The following is a 14,853-nucleotide window of genomic DNA, read 5'->3' as shown; positions in this document are numbered from 1 at the left end:
CCCTCATAGATTCTAAATAGAACCTAGCAGGAATGGGGGATTCCTTTGTATAAAAACCGTATGTTAGCTTTCAACCATTTCAAGGATCACGCAACGATCTATCTCTTTATGACCATTTTATTTTTAACAGGAATTATATTTGGCGCCATTCTTGTAAACAGTATGAGTTTTGTGCAGAAACAGGATCTATTTTTTTATATGGAACGATTCTTTGGACAAGTCATTGATGGCGAGACGACGGCTAACATAGAAATATTGAAAAATAGCCTGTCCTATCACTTGAAATATCTGTTGTTGTTGTTCTTGTTGGGGCTTTCAGTTATCGGTCTGCCAGCTGTCTGGGTGTTGTTATTTGCAAAGGGAATGGTGGTGGGCTTCTCCGTCGGTTTTATTGTAAACCAATTAGGAACAGAAGGTATGCTGTTGGCTTCACTGGCAATTGCACCACAAAATATTCTGATTATCCCAGTATATATAGCTGCAGGGAGTGTCTCCATGATTTTTTCATTGACACTCCTTGGTAAACTGTTTACCCGCAAGATGTCCCAACCCGTTTTTCAGCCGTTCGGCCGGTATATGGTTTTTTTCCTCTGTCTATTGGTGGTCGCATTTCTTGCGGCTGTCCTTGAGGCTTATGTAGCAAATGAGGCGATGGAAGGCCTGATAAAATCTCTTTACCAATAATGAAAATCAAATTATAATTAGTATAAGTATAATCTGAGAAATAATACTTTGACACATCCTTGAACCGTGCATATAATAAAGGTGGGATATGAGGGAGGTTATCAGCCATGGAACATCGAATTGATCGCATAAAAAAGCAGCTGCATGCCCAGAGCTATAAACTCACTCCGCAAAGAGAAGCCATTGTACGCGTTTTACTGGAAAGGGAAGAAGAACATCTCAGTGCTGAGGAAGTTTATTTACTGGTGAAAGAGATAGCCCCGGAAATTGGTTTGGCCACTGTATACCGTACATTGGACCTGCTTTCAGAGTTGAAGATCGTTGATAAGATCAATTTCGGTGATGGCGTGTCCAATTATGACCTTCGTAAAGAAGGGGCAAAGCACTTTCATCATCATCTGGTATGTACAGAGTGCGGTTCCGTAGAAGAAATACTTGATGATCTATTGGAAGATGTAGAAAAGATTGTGCAAAACGACTGGGGATTTGAAGTGAAAGACCATCGTTTGACTTTTCACGGTATATGCAAACAATGTCAAGAAGCAACTGTTAAAGCAACCCAATAGCAGCCTTTTCTGCAGGAAGAGGCTTTTTTATTTTCTTTGAAATAAATTTGCGAGGGTCTATGCACCTATCCTTTACTGTGAAGCTCTCAGTTTTAGAGGTTTCAAAGCGGCAGGAGTTTTCCCATGCAGGCAAGTCACTATCAATAGAGTGGAAGAGCAAGGTTCGGCGAGAGTATCGGTTATTTTCATTTACAATTATTAGGAATAAGGTTACATTGAAAGGGGAATGATTCCCCATAAATTCCACATTATCCAATAATTAAGGTATAATGCGTTTCTTTTTTGGCATATCTTTTAATAGGATAGAATATTAGAAGAGGAGCCATACCTAATGAAGAGGATAATTTGGGATACATGCAAAGTTTTCATCATCTTTTCGGCTTGTACATGTCTATTTTATTTTGGTTTACAGATGATGCATGCTGAATATGAAAACTATCATCGGTACGATCCTCCAGAAGGTCCTGCAGTCAAGGTCTTCCAGGAAGAAGGGGATTTTCTCGGCCGTTTGAATCTGTTTTTTCGGTTAGGAGAGTAGTCATGCTGAATGAGGCTTTGAACGACTTTTTTCATTATCTGCAGATCGAGCGGGGGCTATCGGAAAACACGTTGAAATCTTACAAGCGTGATCTCGACAAATATATAAAATACGTAGAAAAGATCGAGCAGAAAACCTCCTGGAATCAAGTAACACGTCATGTCATCATCGGTTTTCTCCATTGGTTGAAAGATGATGGAAAGTCGTCTGCTACTATTTCCAGGCATATTTCTTCTATTAGAGCTTTTCATCAGTTTTTGATCCGGGAGCAGATTGTCAACCAGGATCCAAGCTTACATATTGAGACGCCCCGTAAAGAGAGAAAACTGCCAGATGTACTGTCCATGAAGGATATTGATGAACTTCTTTCCATCAAAGGGAAGTCTCCGTTAGCCATCCGTAACCAGGCAATGTTAGAGTTGTTGTATGCAACCGGTCTGCGAGTCAGTGAGTTAATTTCCTTGAACGTCAGTGACCTTCATTTGACCATGGGATTTGTACAGTGCCTAGGTAAAGGAGGGAAAGAACGGATCGTACCGATCGGGAAGACTGCTGAAAAGTCAATCCTCACATACTTGGAGGAAGCCCGTGGACTACTGGTCAAGCGCCGTCCGTATGAAAACACTCTGTTCGTCAATCATCATGGGAAACCTTTATCAAGGCAAGGGTTTTGGAAAATTTTAAAAGCAGCTGCAAGGGAAGCAGGCATTGAGAAGACCATCACTCCCCATACACTGAGGCATTCCTTTGCTACACACCTACTTGAAAACGGTGCCGACTTGCGAATTGTTCAGGAAATGTTGGGCCATGTAGATATTTCGACTACTCAAGTCTATACACATGTTACGAAATCACGCTTGACTGATGTATACAAAACCTTTCATCCAAGGGCTTAGTCAAGCGCTTAGTTTTTTTTATTTTTTAGTTGTCTGACATCCTACGACTTTAAAAAACAGACATAGTAATGAGACATAGTGGGAATATATTTATAGGAGGTTTTGATATGAAAAATTATAAACGTATTTTTTTAATTGTTATGGACTCTGTAGGGATCGGTGAAGCACCTGATGCAGAGCAATTCAATGATAAGGGAGCAGATACATTAGGCCACATTGCTAGCCATATGGGTGGACTGAATATGCCCAATATGGGAAACCTCGGCCTGAGCAATATCAGGGAAATTGAAGGGATAAAGAAGGTCGATGTTCCCAAAGCTCATTTCACTAAGATGCAGGAAGCATCCAACGGAAAAGATACGATGACAGGACACTGGGAAATCATGGGGTTGAACATCGAGCAGCCTTTCCGAACATTTCCTGACGGTTTTCCTGATGAACTCATTCAGGAGCTGGAGGAGAAGGCAGGAAGGAAAATCATTGGAAACAAACCAGCCTCCGGCACTGCAATTCTGGAAGAGCTGGGACAGGAACATATGGAAACAGGTGCCTTGATTGTGTACACTTCTGCTGATTCAGTCCTGCAGATTGCTGCGCATGAAGAAGTAGTACCGATTGAAGAGCAGTACCGTATTTGTGAAATAGCACGTGAGTTGACGCTTGATGAAAAATATATGGTTGGCAGAGTCATCGCTCGGCCGTTTGTCGGAAAGCCTGGCGCATTCCAACGGACATCCAACCGGCATGATTATGCACTCAAACCATTCGGGAGAACGGTGATGAATGAACTCCAAGACAGTGGCTACGATGTAATTGCCCTTGGGAAAATTTCCGATATCTATGACGGAGAAGGGGTTACTGAAGCAATCAGAACAGCTGATAATGAAGATGGTATGTCCAAACTTGTAGACTCTATGAAAAAGGACTTTACTGGACTCAGCTTCCTCAACTTGGTTGATTTTGATGCAAAATACGGCCATCGACGTGACCCACAGGGGTATGGGAACGCATTGGAGGCTTATGATGCAAGGCTCCCGGAAGTATTTGAGCAATTACGAGAAGATGATCTGCTGATTATCACGGCTGATCACGGAAACGATCCTGTACACCATGGCACTGACCATACGAGAGAGTTTGTCCCCCTACTGATTCATCATTCCGGTGTAGATAACGGCAAAGAATTGCCCATTAGGGAGACATTCGCAGATATTGGAGCTACTATAGCAGATAACTTTGATGTGAAAATGCCAGAATTCGGTAAAAGTTTTCTCTCCGACATTAACTAAGAAGGGACGATGAATGTTGAATAAAACAGAAATAGTGGAAGCCTCTAATTATATAAATGATAAATTGCCGGAACAGCCGTCAGTCGGTCTTATCCTTGGCTCCGGCTTAGGGGTGCTAGGTGATGAAATTGAAAATCAGGTGACCATCCCATACAACGAAATTCCTCATTTTCCTGTATCGACCGTTGCTGGACACAAAGGTCAGTTGGTTGCAGGTACACTGGAAGGAAAACAAGTCATTGCCATGCAAGGACGTTTCCATTACTACGAAGGGTACAGTATGAAGCAGGTAACCTTCCCGGTAAGAGTGATGAAGGAGCTTGGGATTGAATCGTTGGTAGTGACCAATGCGGCAGGCGGTATCAATGAAAACTTTGATCCGGGTGATTTAATGATTATTGAAGATCATATCAATAATATGGGAGATAACCCGCTGATAGGGAAAAATGAGGACGAGCTTGGTGTCCGTTTTCCCGATATGTCGCAGGTCTATGACCGGGAGTTCATTCAGCATGCTCATGACTGTGCCCAAAAAATAGGACTGAAAGTGCAGCAAGGGGTATATGTAGGTAACACAGGACCTACCTATGAAACCCCTTCTGAAATTAAAATGCTTCGCACTCTTGGTGGTGATGCAGTAGGCATGTCTACGGTCCCTGAAGTGATTGTTGCCGGCCATTCAGGAATGCGGGTATTGGGAGTTTCCTGTATTTCCAATATGGCTGCAGGTATATTGGATCAACCATTGACACATTCCGAAGTGATAGAGACAACAGAGAAAGTAAGAGGGGATTTTCTGAAGTTTGTCAGAGAAATCATAGATACATTACCACAATAAATGACGCTGAAAAGGTGGTTGAATTATGAGGATGTATGACATTATCGAGAAGAAACGAGATGGGGAAGAATTAACCCGGGATGAGATCCGTTATTTTATAGACGGATATACGAAGGGGGATATTCCAGATTACCAGGCAAGTGCCTTGATGATGGCCACCTATCTCAAAGACATGACGACGGAAGAACGTGCGGAACTAACGACAGCGATGGTGGAGTCCGGTGATCAAATAGACCTCTCTGCCATAGAAGGCATCAAAGTTGACAAGCATTCCACAGGGGGAGTCGGGGACACTACAACATTAGTACTTGCTCCCTTGGTTGCTTCAGTGGGAGTACCGGTAGCTAAAATGAGTGGACGTGGACTCGGCCATACTGGTGGGACGATTGATAAGCTTGAGGCTATTCCGGGATTCCATGTGGAGATCAGCAATGAGGAATTCATCAACCTTGTAAACAGGAACAAAGCTGCTGTCATCGGCCAATCAGGCAACCTGACTCCAGCAGATAAAAAGCTGTACAGTCTAAGGGATGTGACGGCCACGGTAAGCTCCATTCCACTGATTGCGAGTTCCATCATGAGCAAGAAAATTGCTTCGGGAGCAGATGCCATTGTGTTGGATGTCAAAACAGGTGCAGGAGCATTCATGAAAGATTTAGAAGATGCGAAGGATTTAGCTCAAGCGATGGTAGCGATCGGCAATCGCGTTGGACGTAAAACGATGGCGGTCATTTCTGACATGAGTCAACCCTTGGGCTACGCAGTAGGGAATGCTCTGGAAGTGAAAGAAGCCATTGACACCTTACAAGGAGATGGACCAGAAGATTTAACAGAACTATGCATCGCCTTGGGAAGTCAGATGGTCCTATTAGCCGGTCAAGCTGAGAACATGGGCGAGGCGAGAGAGAAATTAGAGCAGGCAATAGCGTCCGGAAAAGCTTTTGAGCAGTTCAAATTATTTATTGAATCTCAAGGAGGCGACCCTGCTGTCGTTGACAACCCAAGCCTATTGCCTCAAGCCGCACACAAAATCGAGCTTCCTGCTGAAAAGTCAGGCACAGTAGCTGAGATTATCGCAGATGAGATAGGTACATCCGCGATGATGCTAGGGGCTGGCAGGGCGACTAAGGAATCAAAAATCGATTTGGCCGTAGGTATTGTTCTCCATAAAAAAATAGGGGACTATGTGAAAAAGGGAGAACCTTTGTTGACCATTCATTCGAATCAAGAAAAAATAAGTGACATTAAAGAAAGGTTATATGCCAGCATTAAGATTACAGATAATGATCAAGAGGCTCCACCATTGGTGTATGATACAATCTCTCAATAGTATTTCATCGAGCACACAGTCTGACTGTGTGCTTTTTTATTCCACCTGTATAACGTATAGATTGCCCAACGGATGGCTATCCTAAAGGTATATTGATTGGTGGAGGTAAAACTATGAAAAAGTATGCTTTAATCACTACCCTTCTAATTTTTGCTGTTGCTCTGGTCCATCCAGTCCATGCGGAGGAAAAAGACCAAGGGTCCAACCTTGCAGAAGAGGCTAAATCAGCAATCCTGATGGAACGTGACACAGGAGAAATTTTGGTGGATAAAAATATCCATGAAAAGCTGGCACCTGCAAGCATGACCAAAATCATGACGATGTTATTAATCATGGAGGAGCTCGAAAAAGGTGGACTAGAATTGGAAGAGCTAGTTCGAGTGAGTGAGAAGGCTGCCTCTATGGGTGGTTCGCAAATTTTCTTGGAAGCTGGGGAAGAAATGGCTGTAAAAGACCTTTTAAAAGGGGTGGCGGTAGCATCCGGTAATGATGCAAGCGTAGCGCTGGCTGAACGGATAGCCGGCAGCGAGGAAGCATTTGTTCAGAAAATGAATGAAAAAGCAGAAGAACTTGGCTTGGAGAATACTAAATTTCAAAATACTACAGGACTCCCGGCAGACGAACACTATAGTACCGCACATGATATGGCAATGATCGCCCAGGAATTATTAGCATTCGAATCGATCACGGATTATACTTCCATCTATGAGGATTATCTACGTAAAGGGGAAGATAATGAATTCTGGCTGGTAAACACCAATAAATTAGTTCGATTCTATCCAGGGGTGGATGGTTTGAAGACAGGCTTTACAAATGATGCGAAATATTGCCTTACTGCTACTGCGAAAAAAGGTGATATGCGTGTAATCGCGGTTGTGATGGGAGCTGAAACCCCTAAAGAGAGAAATGCTGCCGTGTCCGAGCTGCTTGATTTCGCCTTCAATCATTATGAAACGACGAAGTTATATGATAAGGGAGATACAATCACTTCGTTGAATCTGTTGAAGGCGGAAAATGACCACGTAAATGTGATAACTTCCGAGTCTATCAGTACCCTCCACAAGAAAGGGCAGGAACCGGAAGATATCCGAACCACCATTAGGTTGGAGGAAGATATCAATCTTCCGTTGAAAAAAGGAGACCAAGTTGGATCACTTCTTATTGAAAATGATGATGAGGTGATTTCGGAAAGTGAATTAGTGGTGGAGGACGATGTACACCATGCCGGCTATTTGACATTATGGAAACGGACATGGGAGAAATTGGCGAAGCATAACTAATCAACACGAATTGCTTCTTCTTTTGTCACCAGGCAGGAATCCCCTGCCTACATAGAGAAAAAGAATATACCATGTACTGCTGAGGAGGAATGTTTATGGGGCTCTATTCCCTGTTCGAAGTAAAGCAAGATGTTCTGATTGTAAGGTTATCCGGGGAATTGGATCATCATGAGGCGGAATCGTTACGAAATGAATGGAAAGACAAACTTTATGAGAATACAGTGAAGCATGTCATTCTCAACTTGGAGGATGTAACGTTCATGGACAGTTCTGGATTGGGGGTAGTTCTCGGTCGTTACAAAGAAGTTTTGCAGCTAGGCGGCGAAATGGTCGTTTGTTCAATTTCGCCTCCTGTGAAGCGTCTGTTTGAGATGTCGGGGATGTTCAAGATTGTCCGTCTCGAAGAAAACGAAGCATTTGCTTTGGAAACGTTGGGGGTGGCTTCATGAAAAATGAAATGTTCATTGAATTTTCCAGTGTCAGTGAGAATGAGGCTTTTGCCAGGGTTACAGTCGGTGCCTTCATCACCCAACTCGACCCGACCATGGAAGAACTTACAGAGGTGAAGACAGTCGTCTCTGAGGCTGTTACCAATTCAATCATTCATGGATATAACAATGAAGCACATCATAAGATTTCCATTTCATGTGTCTTATATGAGGGAGAGATCTCTCTTACCATCAAGGATGAAGGAATGGGAATCCCGGATGTTGATGAAGCCAGACAACCGTTGTACACTTCAAAGCCTGAATTGGAACGATCAGGGATGGGGTTCACGATTATTGAAAATTTTATGGATACGGTAGAGGTAATTTCAAATCCAGATAAAGGAACAACCGTTCACATGACGAAGCAGTTGACGAATAGCAAAACGGTTTATAATTAGGGGTAAATCCTATGGATGTCCATGTAAAAAATAATAGTCGGAATGAGGCGTTGACGGATGAGCAGGTCAAGGAATATATCCGAAAAAGCCAGCAGGGAGATAAAGACGCCAGAAACATCTTGGTCGAGAGGAATATACGTCTAGTATGGTCTGTTGTCCAACGGTTTCTCAACAGAGGATATGACCCCGATGATTTATTTCAGATTGGCAGCATAGGACTGATCAAATCAATAGATAAATTCGATTTATCTTACGATGTCCGCTTCTCTACATATGCTGTTCCGATGATTATCGGGGAAATCAAACGGTTCATCAGGGATGATGGCAGTGTAAAAGTCAGTCGGTCACTCAAAGAAATTAATAATAAAATCCGTAAAAAGAAGGATGAACTCACCAAGCAGTTGGGAAGGTCGCCGTCTATTAATGAGCTAGCTGAAGCGCTGGAAATTTCTCCTGAGGAAGTTGTCCATGCTCAGGAAGCGTCAAGGTCACCTCACTCCATCCATGAAACGGTGTTCGAAAATGATGGCGATCCCATCACTCTCCTGGATCAGATTGCTGAAGACGACACAGGTTGGTTCGATAAGATCAGCTTACAAGAAGCAATAAGAGATTTGAACGACCGCGAAAGGCTGATCGTCTATTTAAGGTATTATAAGGACCAGACGCAGACAGAGGTGGCAGAGAGGCTTGGTATATCGCAAGTCCAGGTATCTCGTCTTGAGAAGAAGATTTTAGAGGATATCAAGAAATATATCGACTCTTAGTGGAAGGGCATCACTATTCGGTGATGCCCTTTTCGTTATTCTTTATCATAAAAAATGATGCACTATCTCATACTAAGAATAATGAACAAGCAAAGGACGATTCAGATGACAGATATTATCTATGTACGGATGAAAAAGAATACCGAGGTCAACCGTATGCGGGAGATTTTGTTGAAAGATATAGCATCTGTTTCAGCCTCTGATAAGGAAAAGAAGGAGCTGGAAAATACTCCCCTATATAGAATCACAAAAAAAGATAAAAATATTTTAGTTATCGACAGTTTTATGGTCATTGACCACCTTAACTCCTTGTACGATGGCCTAGAAATTCAGATGATTGGACCGGAACACACCATCATACGTATCCAAACAGAGAAAAAAGAGCCGTCAGTGTTGATTATTTCCATGGTTTGGCTCCTTCTATTCATTGGGATGGCCATGACCATCATGAATTTTCATTATGATGTCAGCATGCAGGAAGTGCATCAGAAGCTCCATTTCTTATTGACAGGCGAAGAACAAGAGTTTCCTTTATGGATTCAGGTCCCCTATTCATTGGGCCTGGGAGCAGGTATGCTATTGTTTTTCAATCACTGGTTCAAGAAGCGCCTGAATGAGGAGCCAAGCCCCCTGGAAGTGGAAATCTATAATTATCAGCAGGACCTTGACAATTACGTAAACCATCATGAAAACAGACTAAATGATCCGGGAAATTCTTCTTAATCTTGTACAGGCGGCCATTGGTCTTGCTGGAGGTTTCGCTGTTGGTGCAGGCTATGTTGCATTTTTGACTGTTTTAGGTGTCATACCACGGCTAGTGCAGCTCACCAAGTCTGAACGGTATATTACTGTTTTTACAGCTTGTGTCATAGCTGGGTCCCTGTTTGGTACCTATCTTTCATTCACCAATATCACTTGGGAACAGCCAGTAATCCTTTTGATCATCTGGGGGATTTGTCACGGAGTTTTTAATGGGATGCTTGCAGCCGGTCTTACAGAGGCACTTAATGTCTTCCCAATTTTATCGAGAAGAATAAGAATGGAGAGGCAGCTTTTGTGGCTGCTTATGGCTATTGTGTTCGGCAAGATTGCAGGTTCCCTTTTCCAATGGTTATATTTCGTAAAGTAACAGCATCTAAGGTTTGGAGTGGTCAACGTTATGGCAGAAACAACCAATAATAAGCAGCCAGTTCCAGGAAGGTTGCCAGATATAGAAGCATATATGCAGAAAAGACTCGGACTCGATACCTCCTTTGATCTCGGCTTTCGGGAACTTGTCTTATTGAAAAAAGAGGTCCAAATCTACTATGTCACCGGGCTTTGTGACAGTGCTATCATCCAGGAACTGTTGAAGTTACTAGTCGGGATCAACGACCATGAAAGCAATGCAAGAAAGCTTCCGGAGATTATCGAGAACCGCCTTATCCACCAGCAAGTGGAAAAAATAGAAACCATGGACGAGGCTGTCGATCAAATTCTCTCTGGTTTGATTGTATTATTTATCAATGGAGAAAAAAGGGGATTTGTCATTGATGTGCGACATTATCCCGGCAGGACCCCGGAAGAACCGGATACAGAGCGAGTGGTTCGCGGGTCCCGGGACGGCTATACGGAAAATGTGATCGAAAACACCGCATTAACTCGTCGAAGAATCCGTGATGCCAGGTTGCGCCATGAAATGTTGAAGGTAGGCGAGCGTTCCAAAACGGATGTATGTATCAGTTACTTGAAAGATGTTGCCGATGAGGGACTTGTAAAACTAGTCAAAGAAAAAATTGAGCAAATTGAGATCGATGGCATCACAATGGCTGACAAGGCTTTAGAGGAGTTCATTATCGAACGCAAATGGACACCGTATCCGCTTGTCAGGTATACAGAACGACCTGATGTTGCAGCGACACACCTTCTAGAAGGGCATGTCATGATTATTGTTGACACGTCACCCAGTGCAATCATTCTCCCGACTACTTTCTTCCATCACCTTCAACATGCGGAGGAATACCGGCAGGCACCTACAATTGGGACGTTCATCCGTTGGATAAGATTTCTGGCAGTCGGATTATCTATGTATTTGCTTCCTCTCTGGATGCTATTTGTGCTTCAGCCTGAATTATTACCGGAGAACCTGGCATTCATAGGGCCGAATGATGCCGGCAATGTACCGATTGCAGTGCAGATCATCTTGGGAGGTATTGGTATGGAATTTCTCAGGATGGCTGCCATCCATACGCCCACACCCCTTTCCACTGCAATGGGGCTGATTGCAGCCGTCCTTATCGGACAAATTGCCATCGATGTGGGAATGTTTACTCCCGAAGTTATTTTGTATATCTCCATCAGTGCCATTGGATCATATGTCACGCCAAGTTATGAATTGAGTGTAGCAAATAAGCTGCTGAGTGTTTCGTTGGTTATCCTGACAGCCTTATTCGGGCAGATTGGCCTGATGATTGGCATCGTGGTCCATCTTTTGTTCCTTATAAACATCCGTTCGCTGAAGACTCCCTATTTATGGCCGTTTATTCCTTTTAATGCCATGGCTTTCCTGCATGTTCTTTTCCGTATCCCTGTTCCTTTTACAAAAAGAAGGCCAGGGATTGTACACCCTAAAAATAATTATAAACAATCATTGAAAAAGAGCTAACCTGCATAGACCAACCGGAAAGTTGGTTGAAAGCTGACTTTCCGGTCTTTAGATGGGTTGGCTCTTTTGTTTTTCACTTCAATATGTTAAAGTTTTTATATTATTTGAAGCAACAGCGGGGGGAATAGAGATGATTGTTGATAATCACCCATATGAAGTGAATCAGGAAGGACATTTGGAAATTGGCGGGATGGATACAGTTGATTTAGCTGAAAAATATGGGACACCACTATATATATATGATGTGAAAGCCATTAGAGAGAACTGTCGGGCATTTGTTCAGACGTTCGAAGAGCTTGATATAAGAGCACAGGTTGCGTATGCCAGCAAAGCATTTTCTTCAATTGCAATGGTACAAGTTGCAAAACAAGAGGGGCTCAGTTTGGACGTCGTATCTGAAGGAGAACTATATACGGCTTTACAGGCCGGATTTCCAGTGGAGAAAATCCATCTGCATGGAAACAACAAAAGTATCGAGGAGCTTTCCATGGCGATTCAACATGATATCGGCTGTATAGTTGTTGATAATTTCCTGGAGATAGACATGATCGGCAAGCTGCTGGAAAAGTATGATAAGAAGATGGATGTATTAATGAGGGTCACACCGGGAATTGAATCAAAAACCCATAAATATATAATGACCGGCAATGAAGATTCAAAATTCGGTTTCAATCTGCAAAATGGACAAGCCGATGAAGCGTTCACAAAGCTGTTTGAACATCCATACATTCAATTTAAGGGACTACATTGCCATATCGGCTCGCAAATATTTGAAACAGAGGGTTTTTTACTGGCTGCAGAAGTATTATTCAAGCAGATTGCCGTTTGGAACGAGAAATATGATTTTGTTCCGGAAGTGCTGAATCTTGGTGGCGGATTTGGCATCCGTTATACTGGTGAAGATAGCCCGCTGCCGCTAAATCAGTATGCTGAAAAACTTGGTGCAGCCGTAACTGATTTTGCATCCAAGCTCGACATACCAGTTCCGGAGATATGGATTGAGCCTGGTCGAGCCATTGTCGGTAATGCCGGTATCACATTGTATTCGATCGGTTCCACGAAAAGTATACCAGGTGTCCGTGAATATATCTCAGTAGACGGGGGGATGACGGACAACCTTAGACCTGCCCTATACCAAGCAAAATATGAAGCGGTGATTGCCAACAAAGCAGATAAAGAGCCCACAGGGCAGTCGTCCATCGCGGGCAAGTGTTGTGAATCGGGTGACATGCTTATCAAAGATCTGCCGCTTCCTGAACCGGAGACTGGAGATATACTGGCAGTCTTTTCGACTGGAGCGTATGGATACTCCATGGCCAATCATTATAACCGGATACCAAAGGCGGCCGTCGTTTTCGTTGAAGATGGGAAAGATCAGCTGGTTGTGCAAAGAGAGTCCTACAAAGATGTAGTGAAAAATGATTTAACGTACGAGTAAGTAACTTTGAATATTTAAAGTTCCATGATTAAATGATAAAATGTATGAAGGTTCACCATAAAAATCAAAGGGGATATGAGAATGAGTAAAAATGGCTATATCTTAATGGAAAATGGTAACAGAATCGAATTTGAATTATATCCGGATGCAGCACCGAATACGGTAGCCAACTTCGAAAAACTGGCTAATGAAAATTTCTACGATGGTTTGACCTTTCATCGCGTCATTGACGGTTTTGTCAGCCAAGGAGGCTGCCCTAGAGGAAACGGGACGGGAAATGCCGGATATACCATAAAATGTGAAACAGAAGGAAATCCTCATAGACATGAAGCGGGTTCTCTTTCCATGGCCCATGCAGGAAGAGATACGGGCAGCTGTCAATTCTTCATCGTGCATGAACCTCAGCCGCATCTGGACGGTGTACACACGGTGTTCGGAAAAGTCACTTCTGGTTTGGAACATGCGAAAGCCATGAAAAACGGGGATGTAATGAAAGAAATCAGAATTACAACGGAAGCCTAGGTCACTAGTGGATATATACTGTGCAGTTCAATTTCATATTACTGATGTATCTTATTTTTGCTGCTGCACCTTTGAGCATAGTAATCCATGAGCTCGGTCACGCAGTTGCAGCCAGAATTCTAGAAGCAGAAGAAACAGAGCTGTCGATTGGTATCGGGAAAAAAATCGGCTCATTGAAGGCGGCGGGTATCCAAGTGAATTTTCATATTTGCTATTTCCTTGGCGGCTTGGCACAGAGCAGAAGGAGAGAACCTTTTACAGACCGTGAGAAAGTATGGGTATCTTTTGCCGGGCCATTAGCCAGTGCCACTATTTCACTCCTTGCCGGCCTTTATTTGCCCGTGACCGATAGCAATGAGTATTTACGCCTGTTTTTTCTATTCAATTTATGGCTTGCTGCTATTAATATCATCCCATTCAAAGTCAGGGGAAAAGAGACGGATGGATATATCATTTTAACAATCATTAAAAAATGCAGGTCCCTTTCTAAATATAAGCATAGGTAGCTGTATGATTACATAGAATGTTGGTCATGCTGTTACAGCAGCTGGGTTTGACAAATCAGCAAATATCATGCATAAATATATATACACACAAACTCACATGACCTCTCTGAAAGACAGAGGTATGATGTAGATTTTGTTAATGAGGGGTAACTATGTTAATTCGATATAAAAAATCACTGGAGAAGATTGCAATGGGCCTTTTATCCTTTATGCCGGAGGAGAAGAAGGATGTAAAGAAGCTCCAGGAGACAATTAAAGAATATGAGTCCAATCCGGACTGGCATCTATATCTCTGGAAGGAAGAGGATATATTAGGTGCAGTGGGCTTAAGAGTGGAAGATGATATCAATGCAATCATCCAGCATGTTTCTGTCAATCCTAGTTACCGGAACTGTGGGATTGGCAAGAGGATGATCAATGGGGTTAGAGAACAGTATCAATCCAAATATGTAGTGAGCACTACAGAAGAAATTGAGGAATTCTACCAGAAATGTGCAGAAATGGATGAAATATAACAAAACCAGCCCGATAATGGGCTGGTTTTTTCAGGTGATGAGGTGAGTCTTCGACTTAGTACCAGGCTGCACCTACAATAATCAAAAGAATGAACAATACAACGATTAACGCAAATCCGCCGTTGTAACCACCACTCATGATGACATGCCTCCTTTT

At 42.9% G+C, this 14,853-nt stretch carries 19 protein-coding genes; 18 read left to right on the top strand and 1 reads right to left on the bottom strand.

The window, feature by feature from the left end; translation table 11 throughout:
- Positions 1 to 45 precede the first annotated feature (45 nt).
- From spoIIM to ACFOGI_RS01725, 18 genes are all read left to right on the top strand, one after another.
- Positions 46 to 684 carry a stage II sporulation protein M gene (gene spoIIM, locus ACFOGI_RS01810; protein ID WP_390267514.1) on the top strand — a complete coding sequence of 213 codons (639 nt, stop codon included), beginning with the start codon at positions 46 to 48 and terminating at the stop codon, positions 682 to 684.
- A 107-nt stretch (positions 685 to 791) separates the two neighbouring features.
- Entirely contained in the window at positions 792 to 1,250 is a 459-nt protein-coding gene (gene fur, locus ACFOGI_RS01805; protein ID WP_390267511.1) for a ferric iron uptake transcriptional regulator, read from the top strand.
- Between the two features lie 331 nt (positions 1,251 to 1,581).
- Positions 1,582 to 1,788 carry a YqzK family protein gene (locus tag ACFOGI_RS01800; protein WP_390267508.1) on the top strand — a complete coding sequence of 69 codons (207 nt, stop codon included), beginning with the start codon at positions 1,582 to 1,584 and terminating at the stop codon, positions 1,786 to 1,788.
- Between the two features lie 2 nt (positions 1,789 to 1,790).
- Complete coding sequence (gene xerD / locus ACFOGI_RS01795; protein ID WP_390267505.1) at positions 1,791 to 2,684, top strand: site-specific tyrosine recombinase XerD; 894 nt, start codon at positions 1,791 to 1,793, stop codon at positions 2,682 to 2,684.
- A gap of 107 nt (positions 2,685 to 2,791) precedes the next feature.
- Positions 2,792 to 3,970 (top strand): phosphopentomutase, encoded by a 1,179-nt coding sequence (gene deoB, locus ACFOGI_RS01790; RefSeq protein ID WP_390267502.1) that lies wholly within the window; start codon positions 2,792 to 2,794, stop codon positions 3,968 to 3,970.
- A gap of 16 nt (positions 3,971 to 3,986) precedes the next feature.
- Positions 3,987 to 4,808, top strand: a complete 822-nt coding sequence (locus ACFOGI_RS01785) for a purine-nucleoside phosphorylase (RefSeq protein WP_390268061.1) — start codon at positions 3,987 to 3,989, stop codon at positions 4,806 to 4,808.
- A gap of 25 nt (positions 4,809 to 4,833) precedes the next feature.
- Positions 4,834 to 6,138 carry a pyrimidine-nucleoside phosphorylase gene (locus tag ACFOGI_RS01780; protein WP_390267499.1) on the top strand — a complete coding sequence of 435 codons (1,305 nt, stop codon included), beginning with the start codon at positions 4,834 to 4,836 and terminating at the stop codon, positions 6,136 to 6,138.
- 113 nt (positions 6,139 to 6,251) lie between these two features.
- Positions 6,252 to 7,418 carry a D-alanyl-D-alanine carboxypeptidase family protein gene (locus ACFOGI_RS01775; protein WP_390267496.1) on the top strand — a complete coding sequence of 389 codons (1,167 nt, stop codon included), beginning with the start codon at positions 6,252 to 6,254 and terminating at the stop codon, positions 7,416 to 7,418.
- Between the two features lie 95 nt (positions 7,419 to 7,513).
- Positions 7,514 to 7,867, top strand: coding sequence for an anti-sigma F factor antagonist (gene spoIIAA / locus ACFOGI_RS01770; protein ID WP_390267493.1), 354 nt, complete (start codon positions 7,514 to 7,516; stop codon positions 7,865 to 7,867).
- Positions 7,864 to 8,304: an anti-sigma F factor gene (gene spoIIAB / locus ACFOGI_RS01765; RefSeq protein ID WP_390267490.1), complete on the top strand. Its 441-nt coding sequence runs from the start codon at positions 7,864 to 7,866 to the stop codon at positions 8,302 to 8,304. The genes spoIIAA and spoIIAB overlap by 4 nt, the downstream gene beginning before the upstream one ends.
- Before the next feature lie 11 nt (positions 8,305 to 8,315).
- Positions 8,316 to 9,071, top strand: coding sequence for an RNA polymerase sporulation sigma factor SigF (gene sigF, locus ACFOGI_RS01760; protein WP_390267487.1), 756 nt, complete (start codon positions 8,316 to 8,318; stop codon positions 9,069 to 9,071).
- A gap of 105 nt (positions 9,072 to 9,176) precedes the next feature.
- The gene (locus tag ACFOGI_RS01755; protein WP_390267484.1) at positions 9,177 to 9,794 is read left to right on the top strand and encodes a stage V sporulation protein AA; all 618 of its coding nucleotides are present in this window, start codon (positions 9,177 to 9,179) and stop codon (positions 9,792 to 9,794) included.
- Complete coding sequence (locus ACFOGI_RS01750; RefSeq protein WP_390267481.1) at positions 9,772 to 10,200, top strand: stage V sporulation protein AB; 429 nt, start codon at positions 9,772 to 9,774, stop codon at positions 10,198 to 10,200. The genes ACFOGI_RS01755 and ACFOGI_RS01750 overlap by 23 nt, the downstream gene beginning before the upstream one ends.
- A gap of 30 nt (positions 10,201 to 10,230) precedes the next feature.
- A complete protein-coding gene (locus ACFOGI_RS01745) occupies positions 10,231 to 11,715 on the top strand; it encodes a spore germination protein (protein WP_390267478.1) in 1,485 nt (494 codons plus the stop codon).
- Between the two features lie 130 nt (positions 11,716 to 11,845).
- Positions 11,846 to 13,153 (top strand): diaminopimelate decarboxylase, encoded by a 1,308-nt coding sequence (lysA, locus tag ACFOGI_RS01740; RefSeq protein ID WP_390267475.1) that lies wholly within the window; start codon positions 11,846 to 11,848, stop codon positions 13,151 to 13,153.
- 81 nt (positions 13,154 to 13,234) lie between these two features.
- The gene (locus ACFOGI_RS01735) at positions 13,235 to 13,675 is read left to right on the top strand and encodes a peptidylprolyl isomerase (RefSeq protein ID WP_390267472.1); all 441 of its coding nucleotides are present in this window, start codon (positions 13,235 to 13,237) and stop codon (positions 13,673 to 13,675) included.
- A gap of 71 nt (positions 13,676 to 13,746) precedes the next feature.
- Positions 13,747 to 14,181, top strand: a complete 435-nt coding sequence (locus tag ACFOGI_RS01730; protein WP_390267469.1) for a site-2 protease family protein — start codon at positions 13,747 to 13,749, stop codon at positions 14,179 to 14,181.
- Between the two features lie 152 nt (positions 14,182 to 14,333).
- Positions 14,334 to 14,696 carry a GNAT family N-acetyltransferase gene (locus ACFOGI_RS01725; RefSeq protein WP_390267466.1) on the top strand — a complete coding sequence of 121 codons (363 nt, stop codon included), beginning with the start codon at positions 14,334 to 14,336 and terminating at the stop codon, positions 14,694 to 14,696.
- A gap of 55 nt (positions 14,697 to 14,751) precedes the next feature.
- Here ACFOGI_RS01725 and ACFOGI_RS01720 read toward each other — a convergent pair whose 3' ends face one another.
- Positions 14,752 to 14,835 (bottom strand): YjcZ family sporulation protein, encoded by an 84-nt coding sequence (locus tag ACFOGI_RS01720; protein ID WP_390268058.1) that lies wholly within the window; start codon positions 14,833 to 14,835, stop codon positions 14,752 to 14,754.
- Between the last annotated feature and the right edge of the window lie 18 nt (positions 14,836 to 14,853).

The organism is Virgibacillus xinjiangensis (genome assembly GCF_042643145.1).
Classification (GTDB): Bacteria; Bacillota; Bacilli; order Bacillales; family Amphibacillaceae; genus Virgibacillus_O; species Virgibacillus_O xinjiangensis.
This window is presented reverse-complemented; position numbering and strand designations above follow the sequence as displayed.

What these genes read in the sequence shown, in the direction of transcription:
- fur (WP_390267511.1), top strand. Translation starts at nt 792, where the DNA reads ATGGAACATCGAATTGATCGCATAAAAAAGCAGCTGCATGCCCAGAGC.
- lysA (WP_390267475.1), top strand. Translation starts at nt 11,846, where the DNA reads ATGATTGTTGATAATCACCCATATGAAGTGAATCAGGAAGGACATTTG.
- xerD (WP_390267505.1), top strand. Translation starts at nt 1,791, where the DNA reads ATGCTGAATGAGGCTTTGAACGACTTTTTTCATTATCTGCAGATCGAG.
- sigF (WP_390267487.1), top strand. Translation starts at nt 8,316, where the DNA reads ATGGATGTCCATGTAAAAAATAATAGTCGGAATGAGGCGTTGACGGAT.
- ACFOGI_RS01800 (WP_390267508.1), top strand. Translation starts at nt 1,582, where the DNA reads ATGAAGAGGATAATTTGGGATACATGCAAAGTTTTCATCATCTTTTCG.
- spoIIAA (WP_390267493.1), top strand. Translation starts at nt 7,514, where the DNA reads ATGGGGCTCTATTCCCTGTTCGAAGTAAAGCAAGATGTTCTGATTGTA.
- spoIIAB (WP_390267490.1), top strand. Translation starts at nt 7,864, where the DNA reads ATGAAAAATGAAATGTTCATTGAATTTTCCAGTGTCAGTGAGAATGAG.
- ACFOGI_RS01775 (WP_390267496.1), top strand. Translation starts at nt 6,252, where the DNA reads ATGAAAAAGTATGCTTTAATCACTACCCTTCTAATTTTTGCTGTTGCT.
- ACFOGI_RS01745 (WP_390267478.1), top strand. Translation starts at nt 10,231, where the DNA reads ATGGCAGAAACAACCAATAATAAGCAGCCAGTTCCAGGAAGGTTGCCA.
- deoB (WP_390267502.1), top strand. Translation starts at nt 2,792, where the DNA reads ATGAAAAATTATAAACGTATTTTTTTAATTGTTATGGACTCTGTAGGG.
- ACFOGI_RS01725 (WP_390267466.1), top strand. Translation starts at nt 14,334, where the DNA reads ATGTTAATTCGATATAAAAAATCACTGGAGAAGATTGCAATGGGCCTT.
- ACFOGI_RS01750 (WP_390267481.1), top strand. Translation starts at nt 9,772, where the DNA reads ATGATCCGGGAAATTCTTCTTAATCTTGTACAGGCGGCCATTGGTCTT.
- ACFOGI_RS01735 (WP_390267472.1), top strand. Translation starts at nt 13,235, where the DNA reads ATGAGTAAAAATGGCTATATCTTAATGGAAAATGGTAACAGAATCGAA.
- ACFOGI_RS01755 (WP_390267484.1), top strand. Translation starts at nt 9,177, where the DNA reads ATGACAGATATTATCTATGTACGGATGAAAAAGAATACCGAGGTCAAC.
- ACFOGI_RS01720 (WP_390268058.1), bottom strand. Translation starts at nt 14,835, where the DNA reads ATGAGTGGTGGTTACAACGGCGGATTTGCGTTAATCGTTGTATTGTTC.
- ACFOGI_RS01780 (WP_390267499.1), top strand. Translation starts at nt 4,834, where the DNA reads ATGAGGATGTATGACATTATCGAGAAGAAACGAGATGGGGAAGAATTA.